The 26,302-nt window shown below is 58.2% G+C and carries 25 protein-coding genes; 4 read left to right on the top strand and 21 right to left on the bottom strand.

The genetic code is table 11. The features are described from left to right. Positions 1 to 49 precede the first annotated feature (49 nt). Together rlmB and ADIMK_RS22275 are read left to right on the top strand one after the other, a co-directional pair. Positions 50 to 802 (top strand): 23S rRNA (guanosine(2251)-2'-O)-methyltransferase RlmB, encoded by a 753-nt coding sequence (gene rlmB, locus ADIMK_RS02600; protein ID WP_036183105.1) that lies wholly within the window; start codon positions 50 to 52, stop codon positions 800 to 802. A 119-nt stretch (positions 803 to 921) separates the two neighbouring features. Further along, positions 922 to 1,056 (top strand): hypothetical protein, encoded by a 135-nt coding sequence (locus ADIMK_RS22275; RefSeq protein WP_255344262.1) that lies wholly within the window; start codon positions 922 to 924, stop codon positions 1,054 to 1,056. Here the strand turns inward: ADIMK_RS22275 and ADIMK_RS02595 are convergent. From ADIMK_RS02595 to accB, 20 genes are all read right to left on the bottom strand, one after another. Next, entirely contained in the window at positions 1,053 to 2,237 is a 1,185-nt protein-coding gene (locus ADIMK_RS02595) for an acetate/propionate family kinase (protein ID WP_036183103.1), read from the bottom strand. The two genes, ADIMK_RS22275 and ADIMK_RS02595, sit on opposite strands and share 4 nt — an antisense overlap. A 3-nt stretch (positions 2,238 to 2,240) precedes the next feature. Beyond that, on the bottom strand, positions 2,241 to 3,188 hold the full coding sequence (locus ADIMK_RS02590) for a bifunctional enoyl-CoA hydratase/phosphate acetyltransferase (protein WP_036183101.1): 948 nt from the start codon (positions 3,186 to 3,188) through the stop codon (positions 2,241 to 2,243). Positions 3,189 to 3,313: 125 nt separating this feature from the next. Then, the gene (locus ADIMK_RS02585; RefSeq protein ID WP_036183098.1) at positions 3,314 to 3,679 is read right to left on the bottom strand and encodes a histidine triad nucleotide-binding protein; all 366 of its coding nucleotides are present in this window, start codon (positions 3,677 to 3,679) and stop codon (positions 3,314 to 3,316) included. Positions 3,680 to 3,736: 57 nt separating this feature from the next. Continuing rightward, the gene (locus tag ADIMK_RS02580; RefSeq protein WP_036183096.1) at positions 3,737 to 5,263 is read right to left on the bottom strand and encodes a SpoVR family protein; all 1,527 of its coding nucleotides are present in this window, start codon (positions 5,261 to 5,263) and stop codon (positions 3,737 to 3,739) included. Beyond that, positions 5,260 to 6,546, bottom strand: coding sequence for a YeaH/YhbH family protein (locus ADIMK_RS02575; RefSeq protein WP_036183093.1), 1,287 nt, complete (start codon positions 6,544 to 6,546; stop codon positions 5,260 to 5,262). Before ADIMK_RS02575 ends, ADIMK_RS02580 begins: the two co-directional genes overlap by 4 nt. A gap of 64 nt (positions 6,547 to 6,610) precedes the next feature. Then, a complete protein-coding gene (locus ADIMK_RS02570) occupies positions 6,611 to 8,533 on the bottom strand; it encodes a PrkA family serine protein kinase (protein ID WP_036183091.1) in 1,923 nt (640 codons plus the stop codon). Between the two features lie 181 nt (positions 8,534 to 8,714). After that, on the bottom strand, positions 8,715 to 9,824 hold the full coding sequence (locus tag ADIMK_RS02565) for a dihydrolipoamide acetyltransferase family protein (RefSeq protein WP_036183088.1): 1,110 nt from the start codon (positions 9,822 to 9,824) through the stop codon (positions 8,715 to 8,717). Beyond that, positions 9,793 to 10,809: an alpha-ketoacid dehydrogenase subunit beta gene (locus ADIMK_RS02560; RefSeq protein WP_051692355.1), complete on the bottom strand. Its 1,017-nt coding sequence runs from the start codon at positions 10,807 to 10,809 to the stop codon at positions 9,793 to 9,795. The genes ADIMK_RS02565 and ADIMK_RS02560 overlap by 32 nt, the downstream gene beginning before the upstream one ends. Next, complete coding sequence (gene pdhA, locus ADIMK_RS02555) at positions 10,806 to 11,885, bottom strand: pyruvate dehydrogenase (acetyl-transferring) E1 component subunit alpha (RefSeq protein WP_051692353.1); 1,080 nt, start codon at positions 11,883 to 11,885, stop codon at positions 10,806 to 10,808. The genes ADIMK_RS02560 and pdhA overlap by 4 nt, the downstream gene beginning before the upstream one ends. Positions 11,886 to 11,909: 24 nt before the next feature. Continuing rightward, entirely contained in the window at positions 11,910 to 12,956 is a 1,047-nt protein-coding gene (locus tag ADIMK_RS02550) for a Leu/Phe/Val dehydrogenase (protein ID WP_036183073.1), read from the bottom strand. 292 nt (positions 12,957 to 13,248) lie between these two features. Next, a complete protein-coding gene (locus tag ADIMK_RS02545; protein WP_036183071.1) occupies positions 13,249 to 14,049 on the bottom strand; it encodes a tetratricopeptide repeat protein in 801 nt (266 codons plus the stop codon). A gap of 38 nt (positions 14,050 to 14,087) precedes the next feature. Further along, a complete protein-coding gene (locus ADIMK_RS02540; RefSeq protein WP_036183069.1) occupies positions 14,088 to 14,702 on the bottom strand; it encodes a LysE family transporter in 615 nt (204 codons plus the stop codon). 74 nt (positions 14,703 to 14,776) lie between these two features. Next, a complete protein-coding gene (gene purD, locus ADIMK_RS02535) occupies positions 14,777 to 16,066 on the bottom strand; it encodes a phosphoribosylamine--glycine ligase (RefSeq protein ID WP_036183067.1) in 1,290 nt (429 codons plus the stop codon). Positions 16,067 to 16,083: 17 nt separating this feature from the next. Then, positions 16,084 to 17,667, bottom strand: coding sequence for a bifunctional phosphoribosylaminoimidazolecarboxamide formyltransferase/IMP cyclohydrolase (purH, locus tag ADIMK_RS02530; protein ID WP_036183064.1), 1,584 nt, complete (start codon positions 17,665 to 17,667; stop codon positions 16,084 to 16,086). Between the two features lie 42 nt (positions 17,668 to 17,709). Next, a complete protein-coding gene (fis, locus tag ADIMK_RS02525) occupies positions 17,710 to 18,006 on the bottom strand; it encodes a DNA-binding transcriptional regulator Fis (RefSeq protein ID WP_036183061.1) in 297 nt (98 codons plus the stop codon). A gap of 16 nt (positions 18,007 to 18,022) precedes the next feature. After that, the gene (dusB, locus tag ADIMK_RS02520; RefSeq protein WP_036183058.1) at positions 18,023 to 18,997 is read right to left on the bottom strand and encodes a tRNA dihydrouridine synthase DusB; all 975 of its coding nucleotides are present in this window, start codon (positions 18,995 to 18,997) and stop codon (positions 18,023 to 18,025) included. A 180-nt stretch (positions 18,998 to 19,177) separates the two neighbouring features. Continuing rightward, positions 19,178 to 20,161 carry a zinc-ribbon and DUF3426 domain-containing protein gene (locus tag ADIMK_RS21185; RefSeq protein ID WP_051692350.1) on the bottom strand — a complete coding sequence of 328 codons (984 nt, stop codon included), beginning with the start codon at positions 20,159 to 20,161 and terminating at the stop codon, positions 19,178 to 19,180. After that, positions 20,158 to 21,066, bottom strand: coding sequence for a 50S ribosomal protein L11 methyltransferase (gene prmA / locus ADIMK_RS02510; protein ID WP_036183056.1), 909 nt, complete (start codon positions 21,064 to 21,066; stop codon positions 20,158 to 20,160). The genes ADIMK_RS21185 and prmA overlap by 4 nt, the downstream gene beginning before the upstream one ends. A 128-nt stretch (positions 21,067 to 21,194) precedes the next feature. After that, complete coding sequence (accC, locus tag ADIMK_RS02505; protein ID WP_036183054.1) at positions 21,195 to 22,535, bottom strand: acetyl-CoA carboxylase biotin carboxylase subunit; 1,341 nt, start codon at positions 22,533 to 22,535, stop codon at positions 21,195 to 21,197. A 37-nt stretch (positions 22,536 to 22,572) separates the two neighbouring features. After that, positions 22,573 to 23,031: an acetyl-CoA carboxylase biotin carboxyl carrier protein gene (gene accB, locus ADIMK_RS02500; protein WP_036183051.1), complete on the bottom strand. Its 459-nt coding sequence runs from the start codon at positions 23,029 to 23,031 to the stop codon at positions 22,573 to 22,575. A gap of 558 nt (positions 23,032 to 23,589) precedes the next feature. Here accB and ADIMK_RS02495 point away from each other — a divergent pair. Next, the gene (locus tag ADIMK_RS02495) at positions 23,590 to 24,567 is read left to right on the top strand and encodes a DUF2333 family protein (protein ID WP_231516984.1); all 978 of its coding nucleotides are present in this window, start codon (positions 23,590 to 23,592) and stop codon (positions 24,565 to 24,567) included. A gap of 47 nt (positions 24,568 to 24,614) precedes the next feature. After that, positions 24,615 to 25,385 (top strand): ParA family protein, encoded by a 771-nt coding sequence (locus ADIMK_RS02490; protein ID WP_036183047.1) that lies wholly within the window; start codon positions 24,615 to 24,617, stop codon positions 25,383 to 25,385. A gap of 225 nt (positions 25,386 to 25,610) precedes the next feature. Here the strand turns inward: ADIMK_RS02490 and ADIMK_RS02485 are convergent, their stop codons facing one another. Then, positions 25,611 to 26,171 carry a hypoxanthine-guanine phosphoribosyltransferase gene (locus tag ADIMK_RS02485; protein ID WP_036183044.1) on the bottom strand — a complete coding sequence of 187 codons (561 nt, stop codon included), beginning with the start codon at positions 26,169 to 26,171 and terminating at the stop codon, positions 25,611 to 25,613. Between the last annotated feature and the right edge of the window lie 131 nt (positions 26,172 to 26,302).

Here is a 26,302-nt window from a genome sequence, read left to right as displayed (position 1 = left end):
GGATAATGTGCGCCTTCTAACCCAGTCACCGATTCGTCACGGAGTTGTCATGAAAGCGGATATCACCTTCGGCATCCACGCCGTCAGCACGTTGCTCAAGCGTGATCCGGGGCGCGTGCGTCGTCTGCTCCTGCTTCAGGGACGACTCGATAAGCGCTTGCAGGCGCTGGTGACAGACGCCGAGAGCGCGGGTATTCCGATCAAGCTGGTGCCACGTGCCAAGCTCGATGAACTCTCTCAGGGGGTGCATCAGGGTGTAGTCGCGGAGACTGCTGCGCTCCAGGCTGGTAACGAGCAGGATCTTGAGCGGCTGTTGGAGGGGTTGGAAGGGCAGGATCAACCGGCTCTGCTGCTGGTACTCGATGGCGTGACCGATCCGCATAATCTGGGTGCGTGTCTTCGTAGTGCCGATGCGGCGGGCGTTCAGGCCGTCATCGCGCCCCGCGACAAATCCGCACCGCTGAATGCGACGGCGATCAAGGTTGCTTGTGGCGCGGCAGAAGCGGTGCCCTATATTCAGGTTACCAATCTGGCCCGAACACTACAGCTGTTGCAGCAGTACGGAATTTGGATCACCGGGACCGCGGGCGAGACCGATGTTGAACTGTACGACGCGGATCTTAGTGGTCCCGTCGCGTTGGTGATGGGAGCCGAGGGAAAGGGGATGCGGCGTTTGACCCGGGAGCATTGCGATCAGCTGATCCGTATTCCAATGGCCGGCGAGGTCAGCAGTCTCAATGTATCGGTTGCGACGGGGGTGTGCCTGTTCGAAATTGTGCGCCGTCGACGGGTAGCAACGTAGTCAGGAACGTATATCAATCGACAGGATGTCAGAACATGCCCGCTCGTTTTCTTTGTGATCAATGCCGCGCTCTTAGCGACAGGCGGAAACCTTTGCCCGCACACAGCGGATTGCGCCCCATGCTTGATCTAAGCGGTCGCCAGCTCTACCGCTGCCGTCACTGCGGCGCCTTTGCAACGTCGCCCACCGAAGGGGGCGACGAATGGAGTTTCAACGTACATGGTCAGGTGGTCATGCCGGGCGGGGATGACTAGCCCGCCAGCAGCTCGGCGACACGCTGAGCGATCATCGCTTCTTCATTTGTCGGAATGACACGCACACTCACCGCCGAACCGTCGGTATCGATGCGCCGGTCATGGCGTTCGTTGGCGTTGGCGTCGAACTCGATACCCAGCCAGCGGCTGCGTGACAGTATGCGGGCACGCACGTCGGCATCGTTTTCGCCCACGCCACCGGTGAACACCAGCTGTTCGAGCCCCTCAAGTGCGGCGCTCAGTCGCCCAAGCTCCAGCGCGGCACGATAGCAGAACAGGTCGATCGCCTCCTGCGCTGCAGGCGATTCGGATTGATGCAGGGTGATCATGTCGGAACTGATACCGGACACGCCCAACCAGCCGCTCTGCTTGTAGATCAGGTCTTCAATCTGTTCCAGTCCCATCTGGTGCTCATGCATCAAATACAGCAGTACACCCGGATCAAGATTGCCGCACCGGCTACCCATAGGCAGGCCGTCAACCGCGGTAAAGCCCATGGAGCTTGCGATCGAGTGGCCATCTTTTATTGCGCACATGCTAGCGCCTGCTCCGAGATGGCAAACCACGGTTTTTAGCTGACCACAGCCTATGGCAGCCAGCTGATGCTGGATATAGTCATAGGAAAGACCGTGAAAGCCGTACTTGTGTACGCCCGCGTCGGAAAGTTCTCGCGGTATCGCGTACAGGCGCTCGAGTCGGGGCTGGCGACTGTGAAACATGGTATCGAAGCAGCCCACCCGAGGTATGTCGGGTGCAAGATCGCCGCACGCTTCCAGCAGCTTGAGGTTATACGGTTGATGCAGTGGCGCCAGCGGGATATACCGTTTCAGTTGCTCAAGCTCGGTCTCACCGATCAGAATCGGAGCGGAAAAACGGTCGCCGCCGTGTACGATGCGATGCCCTGTCGCCACCAGATTGACCTCGCTCAGGTGCTCCTGAAGCCAGCTTAATACATGCTTGAGGGCGGCCTGATGGCGTAGCTCAGGGTCGATTGCGCTGAAGTCCAGATCCAGGTGTTCAAGTGGTGCATCCCGCTCATCCATGATGTCAAAGCGAGCCGTTTCGCCAAGCAGATTGCCGAGCTTTAAGTGGTACAGGCAATGCAAGCCCTCGTCTCTGAGCGTATAGAGACCGCATTTCAGGCTGGATGAACCGCCATTTACCGTCAGAATGGTATCCATTGCTCAGATCTCCTTTGAGGCGTGCAGTACCATATGTGAGGCCAGTGCACAGGAGGCCAGTCGTCCCAGAGGCCCCTCTGCCCGGCTGGTCAGGATGATCGGAACCCGGGCACCGACGGCGATGCCGGCGGACTTCGCGTTCGCCAGGTAGATCAGCTGTTTGGCAATCATGTTGGCGGATTCGAGATCGGGTGCTAGCAGAATATCGGCCTCGCCGGAAACCGGCGAGTCGATATGCTTGTCGATTGCTGCCTGACGTGAGATGGCGTTATCGAACGCCAGCGGACCGTCGATGATCCCGCCGGTAATCTGGCGGCGGTCCGCCATTTTGCACAGGGCCGCGGCATCGAGCGTGCTTTGCATGTTCGGCTTCACTTTCTCCACGGCAGCCAGCACGGCGACCTTGGGCTCGGTGATGCCGAGAGAAAGGCAGAACTCGATGGCATTCTGGACTATATCGCGCTTGATCATCAGATCGGGCTCGACATTGATCGCGGCATCCGTAATGACCAGTGGTTTGTGATAGTTCGGTACATCAAACACGAACACATGGCTCAGGCGGCGCTCCGTGCGGATCCCCCGGGTCTTGTGTACGACTGCGCCGAGCAGCTCCGACGTGCCAAGGCTGCCTTTCATCAGTGCTTCGGCTTCGGACATGCGTACCAGCTCACAGGCGCGCTCGGCCGCCATGTGGCTGTGCTCGGTGGCAATGATTTTATAAGGCGAGAGGTCGATGCCTTCCTCTTCTGCCGCCGCCTGAATCTTGTGTGCTGGGCCCACCAACAACGGCTCGATCAGACCCTGTTCGGCCGCTTCAATGGCGCCTTTGAGGCTGTTGTGGTCCACCGGGTGGACGACGGCCGTGCGAATGGGACGGGCGCGACGCGCTTGCTCGATAAAGAACTCAAGCTGGTCATGAGCCGGTGGAGTACCGGTTTCGATGATCGCCATCCTTTGCTCCCTCTATTCAGTGATTAATGGACCATATGCTGTCGATATTACTGAATAATGATGCATTGCAGCAAAGGGTGTTTTAAACAGACTCCCCCGCCGGTAGCGGGGGAGGAGAGGCAGGCTCAGACAGGGGTCTTGAGCGTGTCCTGATAGGGTGGCCAACCCATCGGCTTGCCGCCGAGCAGGTGCAGATGAATATGGTAGACGGTTTGGCCGCCGTGGGTATTGCAGTTGAACACCGTACGGTAGCCGGTTTCCGAGAAGCCCTGCTCCTTGGCGATATCGCCCGCGACCTTGAGCATATAGCCGACCAGTTCGCAGTCTTCATCGGCTATATCGTTGATGGTCGGAATATGACGCTTGGGAATCACCAGCGCGTGAAAGGGCGCCTGGGGGTTGATATCGCGAAACACCGTCACACGGTCATCCTGATACAGGATATCCGCCGGTATCTCACCATCGACAATTTTGCAGAACAGACAATCCATCGGCTTCTCTCGGGTTGCAGGTTGAGAGGTCAGTATAGCCAGCGCAGTTGTGCCGGCTCAAGCAAGCTCGATCGTGCTCTCTCGGGGAGGGCAGTGGTAGGCGTGGATAACCTCGTTCTTGGGCGTCACTGACTCCAGCAGCACATCAAACCCCCAGAGCCTGTGGACATGCTTGAGCACCTCGTCGGTGGTATCGCCAAGCGGTTGGCCATTGTGCATGTAGTGACGCAGGGTCAGACTGCGATCACCGCGCACATTGACGTTATAGACCTGGATGTTGGGCTCTCGGTTGCCGAGATTGTATTGCGCCGACAGCTCCTCCCGCAGGCGGCGATAGCCCATCTCGTCATGTATCGCATCGACTCTCAGTGTCGGACGTTCAGCATCGTCGAGTATGGCGAACAGGCGCAGTTCGCGCATCAGACGCGGCGACAGGAACTGCATGATGAAGCTCTCATCCTTGTAGTTGCGCATCGCCTTGTCGAGGGTCTCTATCCAGTTGCTGCCGGCGATATCGGGGAACCACTCCCGGTCCTCATCTGTTGGCTTTTCGCAGATACGACGAATATCGCTCATCATGTGGAAGCCCAGGGTATAGGGGTTGATACCGCTGAAGTAGGGGCTGTCGAAAGGGGGTTGGTAGATAACGCTGGAGTGGGAGTGCAAAAACTCCATCATGAAGCCGTCAGTGACCAACCCCTCGTCATAGAGCTGATGCAGCAGGGTATAGTGCCAGAAGGTGGCCCAGCCCTCGTTCATGACCTGAGTCTGCTTCTGGGGATAAAAATACTGCGCGATCTTGCGAACGATGCGGATCACCTCGCGCTGCCAGGGCTCGAGTAGGGGAGCATTCTTCTCGATGAAGTAGAGCAGGTTCTCTTCGGGCTCTTTGGGATAGCGCACCACCATCGCCTCTTCGGAGACCTCCTTGCGCGGGATCGTATTCCACAGGTCGTTCAGGTGGCGCTGAATATACTCCTCCCTGGCCATCTGGCGTTCGCGCTCTTCGGCTGCGGTTAGCGGACGGGGGCGTTTGTAGCGGTTAACGCCGTAGTTCATCAACGCGTGACAGGAGTCCAGGAGCTGTTCCACCTCATCGACGCCATAGCGCTCTTCACACTGGCTGATGTAGTTCTTGGCGAATAACAGGTAATCGATGATTGCCGAGGCGTCGGTCCAGGTCTGGAAAAGATAGTTACCCTTGAAAAAGGAGTTGTGGCCGTAACAGGCGTGGGCGATTACCAGCGCCTGCATGGTGATGGTGTTCTCCTCCATCAGGTAGGCGATACAGGGGTTCGAGTTGATGACAATCTCGTAGGCGAGCCCCATCCGGCCGCGTTTGTAATTCTGCTCGGTGTCGACAAACTGCTTGCCGAATGACCAGTGGCTGTAGTTAAGCGGCATGCCGATGGAGGCATAGGCGTCCATCATCTGCTCCGAGGTGATCACCTCGATCTGGTTCGGATAGGTGTCCAGACCGAAATTCTTTGCCACACGGCCGATTTCGCGGTCGTAATCTTCTATCAGGTCGAAGGTCCACTCCGACCCGGTGGAGATGGGTTTGCGCTTTTTGGTGGCACTCATGCAGCACCCTCCGTACGCTTTTCAAACAACTTGCGAAAGACCGGGTAGATTTCGCTGGCATCGGTGATGTGCTGCATGGAGAACTCGTCCGGGAACGCCTGATGCACATGCTCGTACTCGTACCAGAGGTTCTGATGCGGACCTGTGGTGATCTCCACATAGGCGAAATACTGTACTTTCTTCAGTATGCGCTTCATCAGCAGGTCCGAGCAGGTGGCCGAGTCGCCATCCCAGTTGTCGCCATCCGAGGCCTGCGCCACGTAGATGTTCCAGTCGGCGGGGGAGTATCGCGCATCGATGATGTCGGCTGTCAGCTGCAGTGCGCTGGACACGATGGTGCCCCCGGTTTCGCGGGAGTAGAAGAACTCCTGCTCGTCGACCTCCTTGGCGTGGGTATGGTGACGCACGAATACCAGTTCGATCTGTTTGTAGTTCCGCTCAAGGAACAGGTACAGCAGGATGAAAAAGCGTTTGGCGATATCCTTGATGGTTTGTGTCATCGAGCCTGATACGTCCATGACGCAGAACATGACGGCCTTGCTTGAGGGTACCGGCACACGGATCAGGTTGTTATAACGCAGATCGAAATCATCGATAAACGGAAGGCGTCGCGCTTTCTTGTCCAGTTCGGCGATCTTATCCCTGAGCGCCTGCATCTCTTCCTGGGAAACCTCTCCGGTGGGTAGGGCCTCTAAGGCCCAAAGCTGTTTGCGCAGTTCGCGGATCTCCTTACGATCCTCCCGGCCCAGTGCTATTCGCCGGGCGTGCGCGGCTCTCAGAGAGCGCACAATATGCAGCTTTTCCGGTGAACCGCTGGTGCTGAAACCGGCACGGCGGGTTTCAAAAGAGGTTGCGTCCTTGAGCTGCTTGCGCACCAGATAGGGCAGTTCTAGATCTTCGAACATGAAGTCGAGAAACTCTTCCTGACTGATCGAGAAGGTAAAGTTATCTTCGCCCTCGCCCTGATTGCTGGCCTTCCCTTGACCTGCACCGCCGCCACCGCCGCCTTCGGGGCGCTGAAACTCGTCACCGGTCACGAACTCCTTGTTACCGGGGTAGATCCGAGTGTTCTTGCCTCCCTTGCCGTGGTGGAAAACAGGTTCCGAGATGTCACGACGCGGAATCGTCACCTCTCCACCGCGCTCGATATCGGAGATCGAGCGGTCATGAATCGCTTCCTCGACAGCACGTTTGATGTGCTGTTTGTAACGCCGCAGAAAGCGCTGCCGGTTGACAGTGCTTTTCTTCTTGGCATTGAGGCGCCGATCGATGATATAGCTCATACCGAAGACTCCCGTGGTCGGCGTCGAAAGCCGGACCGGAGTCCGGCACTGCCAAAACCTGTGTTTACTGGGACTTGCGTACGCGGATGTACCATTCTGAGAGCAGGCGGACCTGTTTCTCGGTATAGCCGCGTTGGATCATCCGTTTGACGAATTCGCCATGTTTCTTCTGTTCGTCGGAGGAGGCCTTCGGATTGAATGAGATCACCGGCAGGAGATCCTCGGTGTTGGCGAACATCTTCTTCTCGATCACGGTACGCATCTTCTCGTAGCTGTTCCAAGCCGGGTTTTTACCCATATTGCTGGCGCGGGCACGCAGTACGAAGTTGACGATCTCGTGTCGGAAGTCTTTCGGGTTGCTGATACCGGCCGGCTTTTCGATCTTTTCGAGCTCTTCGTTGATCGCCTGCCGATCAAGGATGTCACCGGTTTCGGGGTCGCGGTACTCCTGATCCTGAATCCAGAAGTCGGCATAGGTAACATAGCGATCAAAGATGTTCTGGCCGTATTCGGAATAGGATTCCAGATAGGCGGTTTGGATCTCTTTGCCGAGGAAGTCGATATATTTCGGCGCGATGTACTCTTTCAGATAACCCAGGTAGCGGTCCTGAATCTCGGTCGGGAACTGCTGCTGGCCTATCTCGCGTTCAAGAACGTAGAGCAGGTGAACCGGGTTCGCCGCTACTTCTGCTGCGTCGAAGTTGAACACCTTGGACAGGATCTTGAACGCGAAGCGTGTCGACAGGCCCTCCATCCCCTCGTCTACGCCTGCGGCATCCTTGTACTCCTGCATCGACTTGGCTTTCGGATCGGTATCCTTGAGGTTCTCGCCATCGTAGATGCGCATCTTCGAGTAGACGTTGGAGTTTTCCGGCACTTTCAGGCGCGACAGCACCGTGAACTGTGCCAGCATGCTCAGAGTATCGGGTGCGCAGGGTGCTTCGTGCAGCGAGCTGTTCTCAAGCAGTTTCTCGTAGATATGGATCTCTTCCGTGACGCGGGTGCAGTAGGGCACCTTCACGATATAGACACGGTCGATGAATGCTTCATTGGTCTTGTTGTTCTTGAATGTCTGCCACTCGGACTCGTTCGAGTGCGCCAGAATGATGCCGTCATACGGAATGGCACCCATGCCTTCCGTACTGTTGTAGTTGCCCTCCTGCGTGGCGGTCAGCAGCGGGTGCAACACCTTGATCGGGGCTTTGAACATCTCCACGAACTCCATCAGACCCTGGTTGGCCCGACAGAGTGCACCGGAGAAGCTGTAGGCGTCCGGATCGTGCTGTGGATACTCCTCGAGTTTTCGGATATCCACCTTACCGACCAGGCTGGAGATATCCTGGTTGTTTTCATCGCCCGGTTCTGTCTTGGAAATTGCGATCTGGTTGAGGATCGACGGGTAGAGTTTGACCACCTTGAACTGTGTAATGTCGCCGCCGTATTCATGCAGGCGTTTGACCGCCCAGGGCGACATGATGCCGCGCAGGTAACGAGGGGGAATGCCATATTCCTGTTCCAGAATTTCGGCATCCTCCTTCGGATTGAACAGTCCCAGAGGTGACTCGAATACCGGAGACCCTTTAATCGCGTAGAAGGGGATATGCTGCATCAGTGCCTTCAGACGCTCTGCCAACGAGGACTTACCGCCACCAACAGGGCCGAGCAGGTAGAGAATCTGTTTCTTTTCTTCCAGCCCCTGTGCGGCATGGCGGAAGTAGGAGACGATCGCTTCGATCGCTTCCTCCATTCCGTAGAATTCGTGGAAGGCGGGGTAACGCTTGATCACCTTGTTGGAGAAGATGCGGCTCAGGCGCGGCTCCATCGAGGTGTCGACAAGCTCAGGCTCACCGATCGCCTTAAGCATGCGCTCGGCCGAATTGGCATAGGCAATCGGATCCTCCTTGCACAGGTTGAGGTATTCCTGCAGGGTCATCTCCTCCTGCTGGATTGACTCATAACGCGCTTTGTAATGATCAAAAATACTCATTGCTCACCTTCCTGTACTCGGACGCTGATAATTCGCTTAACAACCTGATTTAAAAGTTGTTGTCGCTGCGTACTACGCCGCTTTCCTGTTTCAGTGTAGTTCAAAGCTCGTGGCTGCGAAGGCCGTTTCACAACTTCTTTGACAATCTCCTTTCGCTAAGGTTACCGGGCTCGGTTTTTGTTTATTTCTGCAGTCTCTGTACTACGAGCTGCATGAAATGTGCCGCTTCGGCGCCCGTTGCAGCTCGGTGATCGAAGGTCAGTGACAGGGGCAGGCGCCGTCTGGCCTGTATAACGCCTTCAAAAACAACCGCCTCGGTCAGTATTCGGCCCGCGCCCAATATAGCCACTTGAGGAGGCACGACAGTCGGTGTCGCATAACGGCCGCCAAACATGCCGAAGTTGCTCAGCGTTAACGTGGCGCCGAGCATTTCCGCAGGCGGGATTGAGCGACGGCGGACATCCTCACGCAGGCGATCAAGGCCCGCCCGCAGGTCTTCGGATGTGCGCTCTCCAACATTACGTAACACCGGCACGAACAGGCCCTGTTCGGTGTCCACCGCGACGCCAAGATCGAGCTGAGGGTGCAGGCGTCTGGCCAGTCGGTCACCGTCGAACCAGGCGTTGAGGGAGGGCTCGTGCTGACTGGCATACGCCAGTGCCTCGATCAGGCGCAGCGTGATATCCGTACCGGCTGGCCAGTGCTCGATATCCGCATCGTCATGCAAGGTGACGGCAACCACTTGCTCCCAGGCACTGGCAAGGGTGCGAGCCATCTGTTTACGTACGCCCCTTAAGGGTTCGAAGGGCCCGAGTCGTTCAGCCCGCTCGGCCGCTTGCTCGACCTCCTGCGCCGTCACCCGGCCGTTGCGCTGAGGCACGGTGTTGACGTCGATCTCCAAACGCTCGGCCAGCGCCCGCGCCGCCGGGCTTATCTGCTGCTCCCGGTAGCGACGGCTGCTGGGCGATGCACCAATAAAAAACTGCTCGCTGGCGGCGCGCTCCGCGGTACTTTGCTGTTTGAGTTCGCCGACTACGGTGCCGCTATCCCGGTCGATTTCACCGGCAAACTCCAGTAGGGGTTCCCCGGTGTGAATGGTGTCTCCGGGTGAGCCAAAAAGGTGCGCAATTGTTCCGTTTTGGGGCGAGGGTACCTCGATAATCGCCTTGGCGGTTTCCACCGACAGCAGAATCTGGTCGACCTTGACCTCATCCCCCTCCTTTACGTTCCACTCGAGTATCTCTGCCTCGGGCAATCCCTCACCCAGATCCGGTAGCTTGAAGTATCTCATCGCGGCCAGCCTCCAGTGATTTGTTCACAGCATCCAGTATGTCGCTGACACCGGGTAGATAGTGCATCTCGTTACGGTAATAGGGCATCACGGTATCGAGCCCGGTCACCCGAATGATGGGGGCGCGAAGCTGTCCCCAGAGTTGCTCACCCAGTACGGCCGATATATCGGCCCCTACGCCGCCTTTGCCCGGCGCTTCATGCACGATGACCGCGCGCCCGGTTTTGGCGACCGAGGCGAGCAGGGTGTCATAGTCGATAGGATTGAGGCTGGCGACATCGATCACTTCACAATCGATGCCCCGTTCTGCCAGTTGTTCGGCCGCGTCCAGACACTCGGGGATCATCGCGCCGAAACCGATCAGCGTGAGGTCAGAGCCTTCGCGTAGCGTGAAGCAGCGATCGATTGGCAAGGCTGCACCGTTATCTTCAACCAGCGTGCGACTGGCGCGGTAGATCCGCTTTGGTTCGAGAAAGATGACCGGATCGTCACTATGGATGGCGCCGAGCAGAAGCCCGTAAGCTCTTGCCGGCGAGGAGGGGATAACAACCCTCAACCCTGGGATATGGGCTAGTAACGCTTCGGTGCTTTCCGAGTGGTGCTCCGGTGCGTGAATACCGCCGCCGAAGGGCGCGCGCAATACCATCGGGCAGCTCAGGCGCCCTCGGGTGCGATGACGCATGCGTGCAGCGTGGCAGATCAGCTGTTCGAAGGCGGGGAAGATAAACCCCATGAACTGGATCTCGACCACCGGGCGCAGACCCTGTGTTGCCATGCCGACGGCGGTACCGGCGATCATGGTTTCAGCCAGCGGGGTATCCACCACCCGGTGGGCGCCGAAACGGTGTGCCAAGCCGTCGGTGGCGCGAAAAACGCCTCCATTATGGCCGATATCTTCGCCAAACAGGATGACTTCTGGATCATCTTGCAGTGATCTTGCCAGTGCGAGATTGACCGCTTCCAAAAGGCAGATGGGTTCGCTCATGCTGATCCTCCTCCGCGAATGCGGGCACTGTCTATCTGTCCGCTCAGCTGCTCGGGCCGCTCGGCGTACAGGTATTCGAACATGCACTCCACAGGCTCGGGTGGGGTTGCCAGATACTGTTCGACCGCTGACTGAACCCGATTTTGAGCCTCGTCCAGGCAGGCGCGCTCCTGCGCGTCATCCCAGAGCCCCTGATCGAGCAGGTAGTGACGTAAGCGGCGTATTGGATCGTTCTGCCAGGCCTCCTTGAGTTTTTCGGGGGCACGGTAGCGGCTAGCATCGTCGGCAGTGGTGTGGTCCGAGAGGCGATAGCTCAGGGCTTCGATAAGGCTGGGGCCTTTACCGGATCGGGCGCGTACCAGCGCGTGTTCGATCACCTCATGCAGAGCGATCGCGTCATTACCATCGACCTGTTCAGCGGGGATACCCGCTGCCAGTGCTTTTTGGGCCAGCGTCGGGGCGGCGCACTGCATATGGCGCGGAACCGAGATTGCCCACTGGTTGTTGTTGACGATCATCACCAGAGGCAGGTGCCAGACGCCGGCGAGGTTCAGTGCTTCGGCGAAATCGCCTTTCGAGGTGGCGCCGTCCCCGCACAGGCAGACGACAGCATGGGGCTGATGTCTATATTTCAGTGCCGCTGCAGCGCCGGCTGCATGCAGTGTTTGGGTCGCGATAGGGACCGCGTTGGGCAGGTCGCGCCCCATTGCGGCACCGCTGTTGCCGCGTTCATCCCCGCCCCAATACAGCAGAATATCGTGCATGGGGGTGCCACGTATCATCTGCAACGCGTGGTTACGGTAGTAGGGGACCAGAACATCGGCCGGTGTCATCAAGTGGCCAGTGACTACGTCAATCGCTTCGGCGCCCAGTGACGAGGCGTAGGTGCCGAGCTGGCCGGTGCGTTGCAAGGCGATCGCTTTCTGATCGAACTGCCGCGCCAGTACCATCCAGCGATAGTAGGTTGTCAGCGGTTCTGCGGCTGAGCACCAAGGTGGCAGTGTATCCAATGGTTTGCCATCGGCACTTAGGTAGCGTGTCAGGGCGATCTCGGTTTTGAATACGATGTCGCGCATGGGGTATCCCCTCGTTCCATTCGTTCAGGCGGCGTGGTGTCGAGATGTCTGACGGGCGTGCAGGCGCTGCTCGGCCAGTCGGTCCGCCAGTTTTTCGATCGGCAGGTCGAGCCTGATCGCGTCCTCAAGCAGGCGCTCGAGCGTACTGCCGACGCCTTGGATCTTGTCCAGAATCGCGTGTTCGGACGCGCCTGCGTGTTTCATCGCAACCTGAATCAGGCCGCCGGAGTTAATGATGTAATCGGGTGCGTAAAAGATACCGCGCTCGCGTAAACGCTCCCCGTCATCGTCACTGGCGAGCTGGTTGTTGGCACATCCTGCGACAATTTTGCAGCGCAGCTGAGGAATGGTTTTTTCGTTGAGAATCGCGCCTAAACCGCATGGGCAGAACAGGTCACAGGGTACTGAGTAGATCTCCTGCGGGGCTACGATTCTGGCATTGAACTGTTGTGCCGCAGCATCCAGTCGGCTCTGATCCAGATCGCTGACAACAAGGTGTGCTCCGGCATCGTGGAATTTCTGTGCGAGTGCCATGCCCACATGTCCCAAGCCTTGCAGTGCCACGCGCATTCCGTCCAGAGAGGGGCGGCCGAGCCCTACTCGGACAAACGCCTGAATGCCGCTGAATACACCGATCGCCGTGTAGGGGGATGGATCGCCACCGGCACTGGTGCAACTCACCCAGCGGGTCTCTCGGGCGATCACGTCCATGTCGCTCACCTCGCTGCCGCTATCCACCGCCGTAATGTAGCGCCCACCCAGGGTGTCCACGAATCGCCCGAAGGCCTGCATCAGCGCCGTACGGTCGAAGGGGCGATCCGGGCGCATCAGTACGGCTTTGCCGCCGCCGTGGGGCAGGTCGGCGAGTGCGGCTTTGTAGCTCATGCCTCGGGCAAGACGGATGACATCCGTCAGTGCTTCGTCTTCGTTGGCGTAGTGTATGAAACGGCAGCCACCTATTGCGGGGCCGCGTGCAGTGGAGTGGATGGCGACGATAGCGCGCATCCCGGTCGCAGCGTCAAGGCCGATATGGATGTCGGTCAGGCCTGCGTCTTCCATCTGTCTGAACATGACGGGATCCTCCGTAGCGGTCTAGATCAGGGAAAACGGTCGAGCCAAGTGTTTGAGGCAGGAGGGTAATCCGACGCCTCGTTTATCTTCTGGATAGCACAGAGTGGGATAAAGTTCAGGGCTGAAACGCACTATTTCAGCGCGTCGAAATCGGGTTGTGCAGGTGCGTGAGCAGGGCGGAGTGCGGTGCCCGGTATGGCCTGAGCGGTTTTCTATAACCGATGTTTTGCAGTGCAGCCAAAAGGAAAAAATATGTTGCCCGACAGCCGTTTGGGGTGAGTCTAGAGGATCCTCATTGGCGATTGGGGATGACGTCAATCATGTTCAGTTTGGGTGCCTGAGGTTCCAGATCGGGCATCATCGCCTGATTGGCTGAACTGGTGTAGAGGGTTTTCAGGTTCTGCTGGATCCGGGCAAAGCTGGGGTCGGTGGCGAAGGCTTGTTGCAGCGTCGTGATGGCATCGCCGACGTTGCCATCCGCGGCCTGTACGGCGGCCAGATTGTTGTATAGCTCCGGCACCCGTGGATTCAGTTTGATCTGTTCTCGCAGTAGTGTTTCGGCGGCATTCAAATCGCCGCTCTGCAGCAGGATGCGCGACTCAATCAACGAGGCTGTCAGATCCTCGGGCTTGAGTGTCTTGTATTCGGAGATGAGCGACAAGGCGGTGGAAAAGTCCCCCCGGTCTGTCAGTGCCAGCGCCGCTGTCAGGGTCTCTTCCGGCGTGCTGTGCGCACTAGGGTGTTCAATGCTGTCAGGTGCTGGGGGGATCAGCGAGTCGGTGTCATTGGCCGGCTCTACCGCTTCCCCCGAGAGTATGGCGCGTTGCTGGGCCAACCAGAGCTTGATCTCTTCGACTCTTGAGTACAGTGTCTCGTCGTCTATCGGTAGATCGCGGATGCGCAATGGCCCGGTATAGAGCTCCGCAACGGGTTTGCTGCAATCGTAAGACTGGTCTTTGCCAGCGCTCAGGCAGTAGTTGCCGGCACTATCCTGCGGCGTGTCCTGAAAGGCGCCACAGCCAGTGAGTATCAGCGGGAGTATCAGGGCAACAGCAAGACGCTCAAGAGTGGCTGAGGGTTTACCGCTACGCATGACAGGAATCTCCCTTCCTTTATGTATGTGGATACGATTCAGTGTGTAGCTGTGGAGAGTACCAGACCTGCCACGATCAATGCACTGCCTGAGAGCCTGTTCTGTAAGCGTACTGCTTTCGGGCTTTGCATCAGTGCACGCAGGCGTGAGGCCAGCCCGCTGTAACCGGTCATCACGCTCCAGTCCACAAACAGCAACGTGGCGGCGATGACGAGCAGTTGTGGCCCCTGAGGCAGCGCCGGGTCCATAAACTGGGGGACAAGTGCAACCAGAAACACCATCCCTTTGGGATTGGTGATATTGACCAGATAGGCACTGATAAAGCGCTGGCGCAGACGCTTCCGTGTGCCGGTGCCAGCGGCAAGGGCGCCCTTGGAGCGCCACAGCGAGATGCCCAACCAGATCAGGTAGCCGGCTCCGACCCATTTAATGCCGACGAACAGGGCAGGTGAGGCAGCGACTAGGCTTCCGAGCCCCACGGCGACAATCAACAGCTGTGTTCCGTATCCGGCGATCAGGCCTGCTACGGCTGGGGCGGCTCCCCGCACACCGTGGTTGAGGCCATAACTCATGGCGGTCGCGGCGCCAGCTCCGGGGGACAGGCTGATGAGGATTGCGGCGCTGAGCAGGGCCAGCCAGAGTTCTACGGACATGGTGCAATTCCTGATAAAAACGAGAACAGCCGCCCGAAGGCGGCTGCTTGATAGCCTAACTCAGAGACAGCGTTTTACTGGTCGGCTTTTTCGCGTGCAATCGCCCGATAGGCAATATCGGTACGGTAGTACGCGTCTTTCCAGCTGATCGTCTCGACCAGTTCATACGCACGTTTCTGAGCCTCGGTAACGCTATCGCCGAGTGCTGTTGCACACAGCACGCGACCGCCTGCGGTGACAACCTTGCCATCAACCAGCTGTGTGCCGGCGTGAAAGATCTTGGTGTCCGCCGGGGTACTGTCCGGCAGGCTGATTTCGTCACCTTTGGCATAGTCGCCGGGGTAGCCACCTGCTGCCATGACCACACCTACAGAGGGACGCGGATCCCATTTCGCATCGACCTTGTCCAGCGCCTTGTCGATGGCTGCATTGCACATCTCGACGAGACTCGATTGCAGACGCAGCATGATCGGCTGGGTTTCCGGATCACCGAAACGGCAGTTGTATTCAATCACTTTCGGTGTGCCGTCGGCCATGATCATCAGGCCGGCGTAGAGGAAACCGGTGTACTCATTGCCTTCGGCCGCCATGCCACGCACCGTGGGCATGATGACTTCAGCCATGACGCGGTCGTGAATCTCGGGTGTGACAACCGGTGCGGGAGAGTATGCACCCATGCCACCGGTATTGGGGCCGGAGTCGCCGTTGCCGACACGCTTGTGATCCTGACTGGTGGCCATCGGCAACACGTGCTCGCCGTCTACCATGACGATGAAGGACGCTTCCTCGCCGTCGAGGAACTCCTCGACCACAACACGATGACCGGCATCGCCAAACGCGTTGCCTGCCAGCATGTCACGGATCGCCTCTTCCGCCTCTTCCAGCGTCATCGCCACGATTACACCCTTGCCAGCGGCTAGACCGTCGGCCTTGACCACGATCGGTGCGCCTTTCTCGCGCACGTAGGCCAGCGCCGCATCCACGTCGGTGAAGTTCTGGTATTCGGCGGTGGGGATGTTGTGACGTGCCAGGAAGTCCTTGGTAAAGGCCTTGGAGCCTTCCAGCTGAGCAGCGCCGGCCGTGGGTCCGAACACGCGCAGGCCCTGCGCGTTGAACTTATCCACAATACCGGCGACCAGCGGCGCCTCCGGACCGACGATGGTCAGGTCGATGGCGTTGTCTGTGGCGAACGCAGCGAGCTCATCCAGCGCCATGACGTCGATGGCGACGTTCTGCAGCTTGGCTTCCTGAGCGGTTGCGGCGTTACCCGGTGCGACGAAAACGGTGTCCACCGCTTCGTCACGGGCAGCAGCCCAAGCCAGCGCGTGTTCGCGCCCGCCGGAGCCGATTACGAGAATTTTCATCAGCAGCTATCCCTGTATCAGTGACGGAAGTGGCGCATGCCGGTGAAGACCATCGCCATGCCGTGCTCGTCGGCAGCGTCGATTACTTCCTGGTCACGCATTGAGCCACCGGGCTGGATCACCGCGGTGATACCGGCTTCTGCGGCAGAATCAATGCCGTCGCGGAAGGGGAAGAAGGCGTCGGATGCCATGACGGAGCCTTTGACTTCCAGACCTTCATCACCCGCCTTGATGCCCGCAATTTTGGCGGAGTATACACGGCTCATCTGGCCGGCACCGATACCGATAGTCTGGCCGTTCTTGGCGTAGACAATGGCGTTGGATTTGACGAACTTGGCCACTTCCCAGCAGAACAGCAGATCGCGGATCTCCTGCTCGGAGGGCTGTTTTTTGGTGACGATCTTGAGCTGAGACGCATCGATCATGCCCAGATCGCGATCCTGCACCAACAGGCCACCGTTGACGCGCTTGTAGTCGAACGCGTGGGCGCGCTGGGCGTCCCACTCACCGCACTCAAGCAGACGCACATTGGGCTTGGTGGCGACGATATCGGAGGCTTCCTTGGTCACGCTTGGCGCGATGATCACCTCGACGAACTGACGCTCGACAATCACTTTCGCCGTTTCGCCGTCCAGCTCCCGGTTAAAGGCGATGATGCCGCCGAAAGCCGAAGTCGGGTCGGTCTGGAACGCACGGTTGTAGGCTTCAAGAATGTCGTTGCCTATCGCAACACCACAGGGGTTGGCGTGCTTGACGATAACGCAGGCCGGCTCTTTAAACGGCTTGACGCACTCCAGCGCGGCGTCAGTGTCGGCCACGTTGTTGTAAGAGAGTGCCTTGCCCTGCAGCTGGCGGGCGGTGGACACACTCGGCTCGGCCGGATTGGCTTCGACGTAGAATGCCGCACGCTGGTGCGGGTTCTCGCCATAACGCATATCCTGCGCCTTGATAAACTGGGTGTTGAAGGTGCGCGGGAAATCGGCCGGCTCCTCGGCATCGCCCTCGACGATGGCGCCCAGGTAGTTGGCGATCATGCCGTCGTAAGCCGCGGTGTGTTCGAAGGCTTTAACCGCCAGATCGAAACGGGTGCTCTGGCTCAGGCCGCCGTCGGCTTCGAGCTCCTTCAGAATAGCGTCGTAGTCAGAGGCGTTGACGACGATGGCAACATCCTTATGGTTCTTCGCAGCGGAGCGCACCATGGTCGGTCCGCCGATATCGATGTTCTCGATCGCCATCGGCAGATCGCAATCCGGACGGGCGATGGTCTGAGCGAAGGGGTAGAGGTTGACCACGACCATATCGATCGGATCGATACCGTGCTCACTCATCACTGCATCGTCAGTGCCGCGACGGCCTAGAATGCCGCCGTGAACTTTCGGATGCAGGGTTTTGACACGGCCAGCCATCATCTCCGGGAAACCGGTGTAGTCGGAAACCTCGGTCGCCGCAATGTCACTCTCGCGCAGCAGCTTGAAAGTACCGCCGGTAGAGAGGATCTCGATGCCGCGCTCGCTCAGGGCGCGGGCGAAGTCGACGATACCGGTTTTGTCCGACACGCTGATCAGCGCGCGGCGAATAGGGGTTGTGTTCTGCTCAGACATAATCTCGGGTTCGCTTCTCTCGGTTCGCTCGATTGCTCTCGATTAGAGCAGGCCGTACTGCTTCAGTTTTTTGCGCAGGGTGCCGCGGTTAAGGCCGAGGACTTCAGACGCACGGGTCTGGTTATCCTTCGTATACGCCATAACGCTCTCAAACAGCGGCGCTTCGATCTCAGACAGGACCATCTGGTACACGTCGGTAACCGGCTGACCGTCAAGCTGCTTGAAGTAGCTGGTCAGCGACTGGTGCACGGTGTCACGCAGTGTCTGCGCCGGCATGCCGGACTGCGGCTGGGTGGTGTGTGCATACTGTTCCAAATCTTTGCTATCCACTGTACTCATGTACCCAATCCTGGATTCAGGCGGCGGCCGACCCCGCCAATAAGGCGGTGACGGCTGTGACCTGATCACTTGCTGTTTCTAGTTGATTGAAATGCTTCCTGAACCCGGCAGCCTCCGGGTGTTGCTGCAGATACCAACCGACATGCTTGCGCGCAATGCGCACGCCCATGAAATCGCCATAGAAGGCATAGAGCGCCTCCAGATGGCCGGTCAATATCGACAGAATCTCTTCAGCCTGTGGTGCGGCCAGCTCCTTCCCCGTACGCAGATAATGGTCGATCTCGCGCAGTAACCAGGGGCGCCCCTGTGCTGCGCGGCCGATCATTACGGCGCTGGCGCCGGTATAGTCGAGAACTTCTCGCGCCTTGTGTGCACAGTCGATATCGCCGTTGGCGAATACCGGAATGGAGACTTGCGCACAAATGCGGGCGATGGTGTCGTACTCCGCTTCGCCCTGATAGCGATCGGCCCGTGTACGCCCATGCACGGCTAAAGCCGCAATGCCCGCTTTCTCGGCCATCTGGGCGATCTGCTCACCATTGCGCTGCTCCGGTGACCAACCGGTGCGGATCTTCAGCGTGACCGGTATGTCGACCGCATTAACAACCGCATCCAGAATTTCACCCACCAGGACTTCGTCGCGCAGCAACGCAGAGCCTGCAGCCTTGTTACAGACTTTTTTGGCCGGGCAACCCATATTGATATCGATGATTTGAGCGCCACGTTGAGCGTTCATGCGGGCCGCATCGGCCATCATCTCGGGATCGCCACCGGCTATCTGTACCGAACGGGGTTCGGCTTCGCCGGTATGATCCAGTCGCAGGGCGGATTTGCGGGAGTTCCAGAGGCGGGTGTCGGACGTGACCATCTCCGAGACGACCAGGCCTGCGCCCATGCGTCTGCAGAGTTGGCGGAAGGGACGATCCGTGACCCCAGCCATCGGTGCCAGAACGACCTGACTGTCAATGGAGTAAGGGCCGATTTGGAACATCACACACCTGCCAAAAGGGAAAAGAATACTGGCCCAAGCCGAGTGGCTTAGGTCGGGTTCGTTATTGGAAGGCGGCCAATGATACTCTTTCGGACAGGGGGCTCCAACCTGTTTTTGTCGATTTTTTGATCGATTTCGGGGTTGACCAATTGCGCATTTTGAGCTTCTTGCGAACGTTGCTTAACCAGCCGGGCGCAGGTTGAGTTCGTAGCTGATGGCGCGCACTCCTGGATCGGTTATCTCCAGCTGTACGTGCACCGGTGTCATCGGCTGCATCAGTTCTCCAGCACTGCCAGAGGCGAGGTATTCACGAGGCTGGAAGACCCGATGGGCGACCAGACGACCCTTGAGATCCGTAAAGGTTAGATCAAGGGCAGGGTAGGGCTGTGCAAAGGCTGCATCGTTACGCAGTTCGATATCGATACTCAGCGCGTCGGCAAAAGCCGGATGCGGTCGCACGACCATGCGTTGATTGACAATCGAACCATAGGCCTGAGGCCCCAGCGCACAGGGGATTGTGTCGCAGGCAAGGGCGTAGATCGGGTGCAGGTCCGGGGTGTGTGCAAGCGTGGCGCGCTCGAACCACAGATACTGTCCGGCCAACACCAATAGGGCCAGAATAGAGGCCAAGGCCCACCCTGTTGCAGCATAAGGGTCGTTCTGTTCCCGGCTGACCTCCAGCAGAATCGGTTCGGCATAGAGCTTGGGGATCAGGTCCTCTTCAATATTGGGCACTTCGCTTTCAACAACACTCGGCTCTATCGCTCGCGGATCCGGTGTTGAGTGCTGACGCTCGCGGGCAGACTGGGTAACCTCTTCGGTCTCGGGGGCTGCAGAGGCTTGTATTTCGGGTTCTGTATCCTTCACAGGGGCCGGCCCGGAGACTCCCTGTTGTGAACCCTGCTGGGCGACAACGTTGGGCTCCGAGGGCGGAGCGGGGCTTTTCGTTGGTGCCGAAGTGGTTGCTTGTGCCTGGCGCACCGGTGGGCGGGCAGGGGAGTGCTCCCGGCGCTTGCGCTCAAGACTGTCGGCTTCGCTACGGGCGTCAAACACCAGTAGGCAGGCGCCGCAGCGTACCTGCCCCTGGGCCAGATTCAGCTGCCCGGGGGTGACACGAAAGCGCGCGTGGCACCCGGGGCATTCGGTAATCAGAGGCTCGTTCATGCGTCCTGGCGTTTTGTCCCGGTCAGTCTGATCCAACCCTCTTTCTCAACGGCTGGCTCCATCTCAAACCACTGAGAGTAGGCGTTTGACACCGATTCGCCCTGATCGGCCAGCAAGCCCGAGAGCAACAGCTTTCCACCTGGGCGTACCAGTGCCTCAAGAGTGGGGGCCAGCTCGACCAGCGGGCCGGCCAGGATGTTGGCAACCAGCGTATCGGCTTTCACTGCCGGTGTTGCTCCAGGCAAGCTGACATTCAGCCGCGAAGACTCGAGCTTATTGCGCTCAAGGTTGTCGCGGGTAGCGGTGAGTGCTTGCGGGTCGATATCGACCGCCACCACGCGATCGGCACCAAGGAGTAGAGCGGCAATACCCAGGATGCCGCTGCCGCAGCCGTAATCCACAACCAGTTGTCCGTCCAGCGCCTGGCCATCCAGCCATTCAAGACACAGGGAGGTGGTTGGGTGAGTCCCGGTACCGAAGGCCAGCCCCGGATCGAGCATCATGTTCACGGCATCAGGGTCCGGAGCTTCTCGCCAGCTGGGGCAAACCCAGAGGCGGTTTCCAAAACGCATCGGATGGTAGCTCGCCATCCATTCCCGTTCCCAGTCCTTGTCCTCCAGAATTTCAGCCTTGAACTCCGGTGCTGCGCGGCCCTCGATTTCAGGCATCTGTTGTTGCGCCTCCCGCAGGAGGTCCAAGGTTTCCTGAAGGTCATGCTCGGCGGCAAACAGTCCGGTTACGACGGTCTGGCTCCACAGCGGGGTGGTGCCCAGATCCGGTTCGAAAATGGGCTGGTCTGCTGCGTCCTGATAGGTAACCGCAGCACATCCGGCAGCAAGCAGAAGATCTTCATATTGCTCGGCCTGCTCGGGGGCGGTCTCGACCTTAATCTGTAGCCAGGGCATTGGGGGCTCCGTCATTGCGATAAACTGAGTATGTATCAAACTCTGGCCTCAGGAAAACCATTGATCGGCCAGATAGAGTCAAAAAAGCCCGCAGCAGCGGGCTTTTTAAGGATGCGAAACGGAACCAATCAGAGGCCCAGTTTTTTCTCCAGATAGTGGATATTGACACCGCCGCGGGCAAAGTTGGCGTCGCGAACGATATCGTTGTGCAGCGGGATGTTGGTCTTTATCCCGTCCACCACCATCTCGTCGAGGGCGTTTTGCATGCGGATCAGTGCTGTCTCGCGATCTTCGCCCCAGGTGATCAGCTTGGCGATCAGGGAGTCGTAGTGAGGCGGGACAGTGTATCCACCGTACAGGTGAGAATCGACGCGCACACCGTTGCCGCCGGGCGCGTGGAAGTAGGTCACCTTGCCGGGGCTAGGCATGAAGTTGCGCGGATCCTCGGCATTGATGCGGCACTCAAAGGCGTGGCCGTTGAGCTTCACATCCTCCTGCTTGATCGACAGCGGCAGGCCGGAGGCTATACGCAGCTGCTCCTTGACGATATCGACGCCAGTGACCTGCTCGGTAACCGGATGCTCTACCTGAACACGGGTGTTCATCTCGATGAAGTAGAAGCCGCCATCCTCATACAGGAATTCGAATGTACCGGCACCGCGATAGCCGATCTCGACACAAGCATCGACACAGGACTTGAGAACCGCGGCACGTGCCTCCGGATCGATACCGGGTGCGGGTGCTTCCTCGACCACCTTCTGATGACGGCGCTGCAGTGAGCAGTCGCGGTCGTAAAGGTGGATAGCATTGCCCTGACCGTCGGCGAGCACCTGAACCTCCACGTGACGCGGACGCTCGAGGAACTTCTCCATGTACACAGTCTCGTCGCCAAAGGCCGCTTTGGCTTCGGTACGGGTAACCTGAACGGCATTGGTCAGGTGAGCCTCGGTGTGCACCACGCGCATGCCACGACCACCACCACCGGCGGCGGCTTTGATGATCACCGGGTAGCCGATGCGCTTGGCGGTCTTGTGAATCGCTTCGTTATCGTCAGGCAGTGGGCCGTCAGAGCCTGGAACTGTCGGGACGCCAGCCTTTTTCATCGCCTCGATCGCGGACACTTTGTCGCCCATCAGACGGATGGTGTCGGCGCGGGGGCCGATAAAGGTGAAACCGGATTGTTCAACCTGCTCGGCAAAACCGGCGTTTTCCGCCAGGAAGCCATATCCGGGGTGGATACCCACGGAATCGGTTACTTCAGCTGCGCTGATAATGGACGGAATGTTCAGGTAGCTCTGGGTAGAGGGCGCGGGGCCGATACACACCGCCTCGTCCGCCAGACGAACGTGCATCAGGTCGCGATCGGCAACGGAGTGCACGGCGACAGTCTTGATCCCCAGCTCTTTACAGGCGCGCAGGATACGCAATGCGATCTCGCCGCGGTTGGCTATGAGCACTTTATCGAGCATCGTTCAGAAATCCTCAGGTCGAGTTCGAGACGTCGGTTCAGGCGATAACGACCAGCGGCTGGTCAAACTCGACCGGCTGTCCGTCTTCTGCCAGGATCGCCTCGATTACGCCGGATTTGTCCGCTTCGATCTGGTTCATCATCTTCATCGCTTCGACGATGCAGATTACGTCACCTGCCTTAACGGTCTGGCCAACTTCGATGAAGGCCGGGGCAGTCGGTGACGGAGATCGATAGAAGGTACCAACCATCGGCGAGCGAACAGAGTGGTCAGCCGGTGCAGCAGGGGCGGCTTCTGCTGCCGGAGCGGCGGCCGGTGCCGCGGGCTGTACCGGAGCAGGAGCGGCGGCATACGGCATCGGCGCGTATGCAGCCTGGGGTACCAGGCTCGAGGTCCGGCTGATGCGAACCGACTCTTCTCCCTCTTTGATCTCGATCTCGTTGATGTTGGATTCTTCGAGTAGTTCGATCAGTTTTTTAACTTTGCGGATATCCATCGGAATAGAGTCTCGGACTTGGCTGTTAAGTTTGAGGATGACAACTTCACCTGCGGGTTGGGTACGTTTACCGCTGTGGCAAACGCGAAACGAAGAGTCCAACCCCGATCAGGCAGTTAAGAATAAAAGTGCGCATAAGTGTGCATTAAAGCGGAATATCTGTCCATGTGAATCATAAATATTCATGCATTAGGGCGTAGTTTGCCGACGTTTACAGCCAGTTTTGATTTCGATTGGCTGGTTTTTGCACATCAGTTTTCGGGATGGCGCCGATCTCCACGCCACATTTCAAGGCGATGACCAGACTTGGCTATTCGTTGACCGGTGCTGGGAAATTCGCCATAGTGCAACGCATCATAATACCCGCTCAAAGCTGTTGGATTTATCGCGGGATCGCCGGTTAGCAGTTGATTGCGCGAGTGCGAAATCCTGCATACAGCATGTCCACAAGGGGCGGCAGTGGCGATATAAGCATGAGGGATGCACGTGTTCGATAGTCTGCAACGTATTTGGTTCAAAATTTGGGATCCGCTTTGGAATCGACTCGCCGGTGGCCGGATGGTGAAAGGCGTTCTGGCGCTGGTGGTGGTTTACCTGCTGATCGCAACAGGATTCGGTATTTACTGGAGTTTTGAACCCGCGCGGTTCGATGTTGCCGCCCAGGCTAGCCAGCAGGCAGAGGCGCTTGGGCAGGAGCCCGTGGTCGGCTACTACACCAGCGAGGCGCTGATCAAGGTTACCGAGACGTTGCTCGACAAGCCCGGTGGTTATATCAGCAATGATCGTCTGCCGCCGGGCATCTGGTTGGATAATATGCCCAACTGGGAGTTCGGTGCACTGGTTCAGGCCCGCGATATGTCGCGGGCACTGCGCAAGACGTTCAGCCGCTCCCAGTCGCAATCCACGGAAGACCCTGATCTTGTCGTGGCAGAGCCGCAGCTGCATTTCGATGCCAACAGCTGGATTCTGCCGGATACGGAAGGGGAGTACCGCAAAGCGATCAAGGCACTGCGTGCGTATCAGGCCGGTTTGGCCGAAACTGGCGAGGATTCAGCCCAGTTCTATGCCCGAGCTGATAATCTGCGAGACTGGTTGGGGGATGTATCGACGCGTCTGGGCAGCTTGTCCCAGCGTTTGAGCGCCAGTGTCGGTCAGCGCCGCCTGAATACGGATCTGGCGGGGAGCCCCGGCGCTTCCCAGTCCACCAAAACTGCACATGAATCCGAAATCCAGACTCCCTGGACCGAGATCGACGATGTCTTTTACGAGGCACGCGGTACGGCCTGGGCGCTGATCCACCTGCTTGAGGCTGTCGAGAAAGATTTCGGGCCGACTCTGGAGAAGAAAAACGCCCGGGTTAGCGTCGACCAGATCATCCGCGAACTAGAGGCTACCCAGGCAACCATCTGGAGCCCGATGATTCTCAACGGAACGGAGTTCGGTTTCCTGGCCAATCACTCGCTGGTGATGGCCTCTTATATTTCACGCGCCAATGCCGCGATCATCGACCTGCGAGAGCTGTTGTCTCAGGGCTGATCGTGTGTGCACTGGCGCCTTCGCGCGCGAGCTAGAGGAATACAACGATGCGTCGAGTCGTGTTCAATCAGAAAGGCGGTGTGGGCAAGTCGAGTATTACGGTGAATCTGGCGGCAATCAGTGCTGCAAGAGGCAAGCGCACGTTGGTTGTAGATCTGGATCCACAGTGCAACTCGACCCACTATCTGTTGGGTGACGAGGCCAACTCACCCGATACCGACATACGCGATTTCTTCGAGTCGACATTGAGCTTTCAGCTCAAGCCTGCTGATCCGCAGAGTTATGTGCATCAAACGCCTTTCGACAACCTGTGGCTGATTCCGTCGCACCCCGATCTTGGGGATCTCCAGTCCAAGCTGGAGTCCAAGCACAAGATCTACAAGCTGCGAGAAGCGCTTGAAACGTTGCTCGAGAACTTTGATGCGATCTATATCGACACGCCGCCAGCGTTCAACTTTTTCACGCTGTCAGCGCTCTGCGCAGCCGAGCGCTGCCTAATCCCGTTTGACTGTGACGACTTTGCGCGGCAGGCGTTGTATAGCTTGCTCAATAACGTGCAGGAAACCCAGGCCGATCACAACGAAACGTTGGCGGTAGAGGGGATTGTAGTCAATCAGTATCAGCCGCGCGCGTCTTTGCCGCAGAAGATAGTCGAGGAGTTGCTGGCGGAGTCGCTGCCGGTACTGAAAACGCGTATACCGGCGTCGGTAAAAATGAAGGAATCTCATACAGCGGCCAAGCCGCTGATACAGCTCGCGCCCAAACACCGACTGACAGCCGAGTTCGTCAACCTTTATGAGGAGTTGCACCCCGAGTGATTCGGGTGCGGCTCCGGGGCTCTATGATCTGGCGATTTAGCGGGACAGGCGGCGCGAGGCGGGCGCTTTACGCCGTAGGCTGAAAAGCCAGATTGCCAGTGTCGCTGCCGATACCGCCAAGATGACGAGTTCCGTCATGAGTGACCTGTTAGTTATTGACCTGTTTCGATTCTAACCTGCGTACAGGGATCGGAAACTGAAAATTTTTGCTGTTCGCGCTAGGCGCTATTTCCCTTTTATGGCAAAAATGCCGGGCGCGTTACGCCAGTAACCCTGATAGTCCATGCCGTAGCCGAAAATATAGCGATCTTCGACCTCGAGCCCCACGAACTCGGCCTTGAGATTCGGGCGCGCCTTTCGGTCATGCAGTTTGTTGACCAGAACGGCGCACTGTACGTCGGCCGCACCTGCATCGCGGCAGTAGTCAATAATAGCGGCCAGCGTGTGTCCCTCATCAAGAATGTCGTCGATGATCAGAACCGGGCGGCCTTTGAAGTCGACCATGGGCGGAACCTTCCACTCCAGTTCATGACCGGAGGTGGTGTTGCGGTAGCGCGTGGCGTGCAGGTAACTGGCTTCAAGGGGGAAGTTGAGACGGGTCAGGAGTTGGCCGGCTATTACCAGGCCTCCGTTCATGACGGAAAAAACGACCGGGTTTGCATCCTGCATCTGCTCGGTAATGCTGTGGGCCATACGGTTGATAGCAGCCTCGACTTCGGCCTGACTGAATAGCAGATCGGATTCGATATAGGCTTGTTTGATGTGTTCCAGATCGACGTGGCTCATCTAGGTGCCCCTTGGTTTTAACCGGCCTGACGTCTGCCCAGGCGATAAAAGCGCAAAACGATAAAGCGGTTTAAGGACAAGGGCAACTCCTGTTAATGACAGGATGGGCGTGTTTGGTTAGTCTTTCGTCT

The sequence above is a fragment of the Marinobacterium lacunae genome (assembly GCF_000705555.1).
GTDB lineage: Bacteria > Pseudomonadota > Gammaproteobacteria > Pseudomonadales > Balneatricaceae > Marinobacterium_D > Marinobacterium_D lacunae.
The sequence above is the reverse complement of the archived record's forward strand: the minus strand, read 5'-3'. Positions and strand labels throughout refer to the sequence as shown.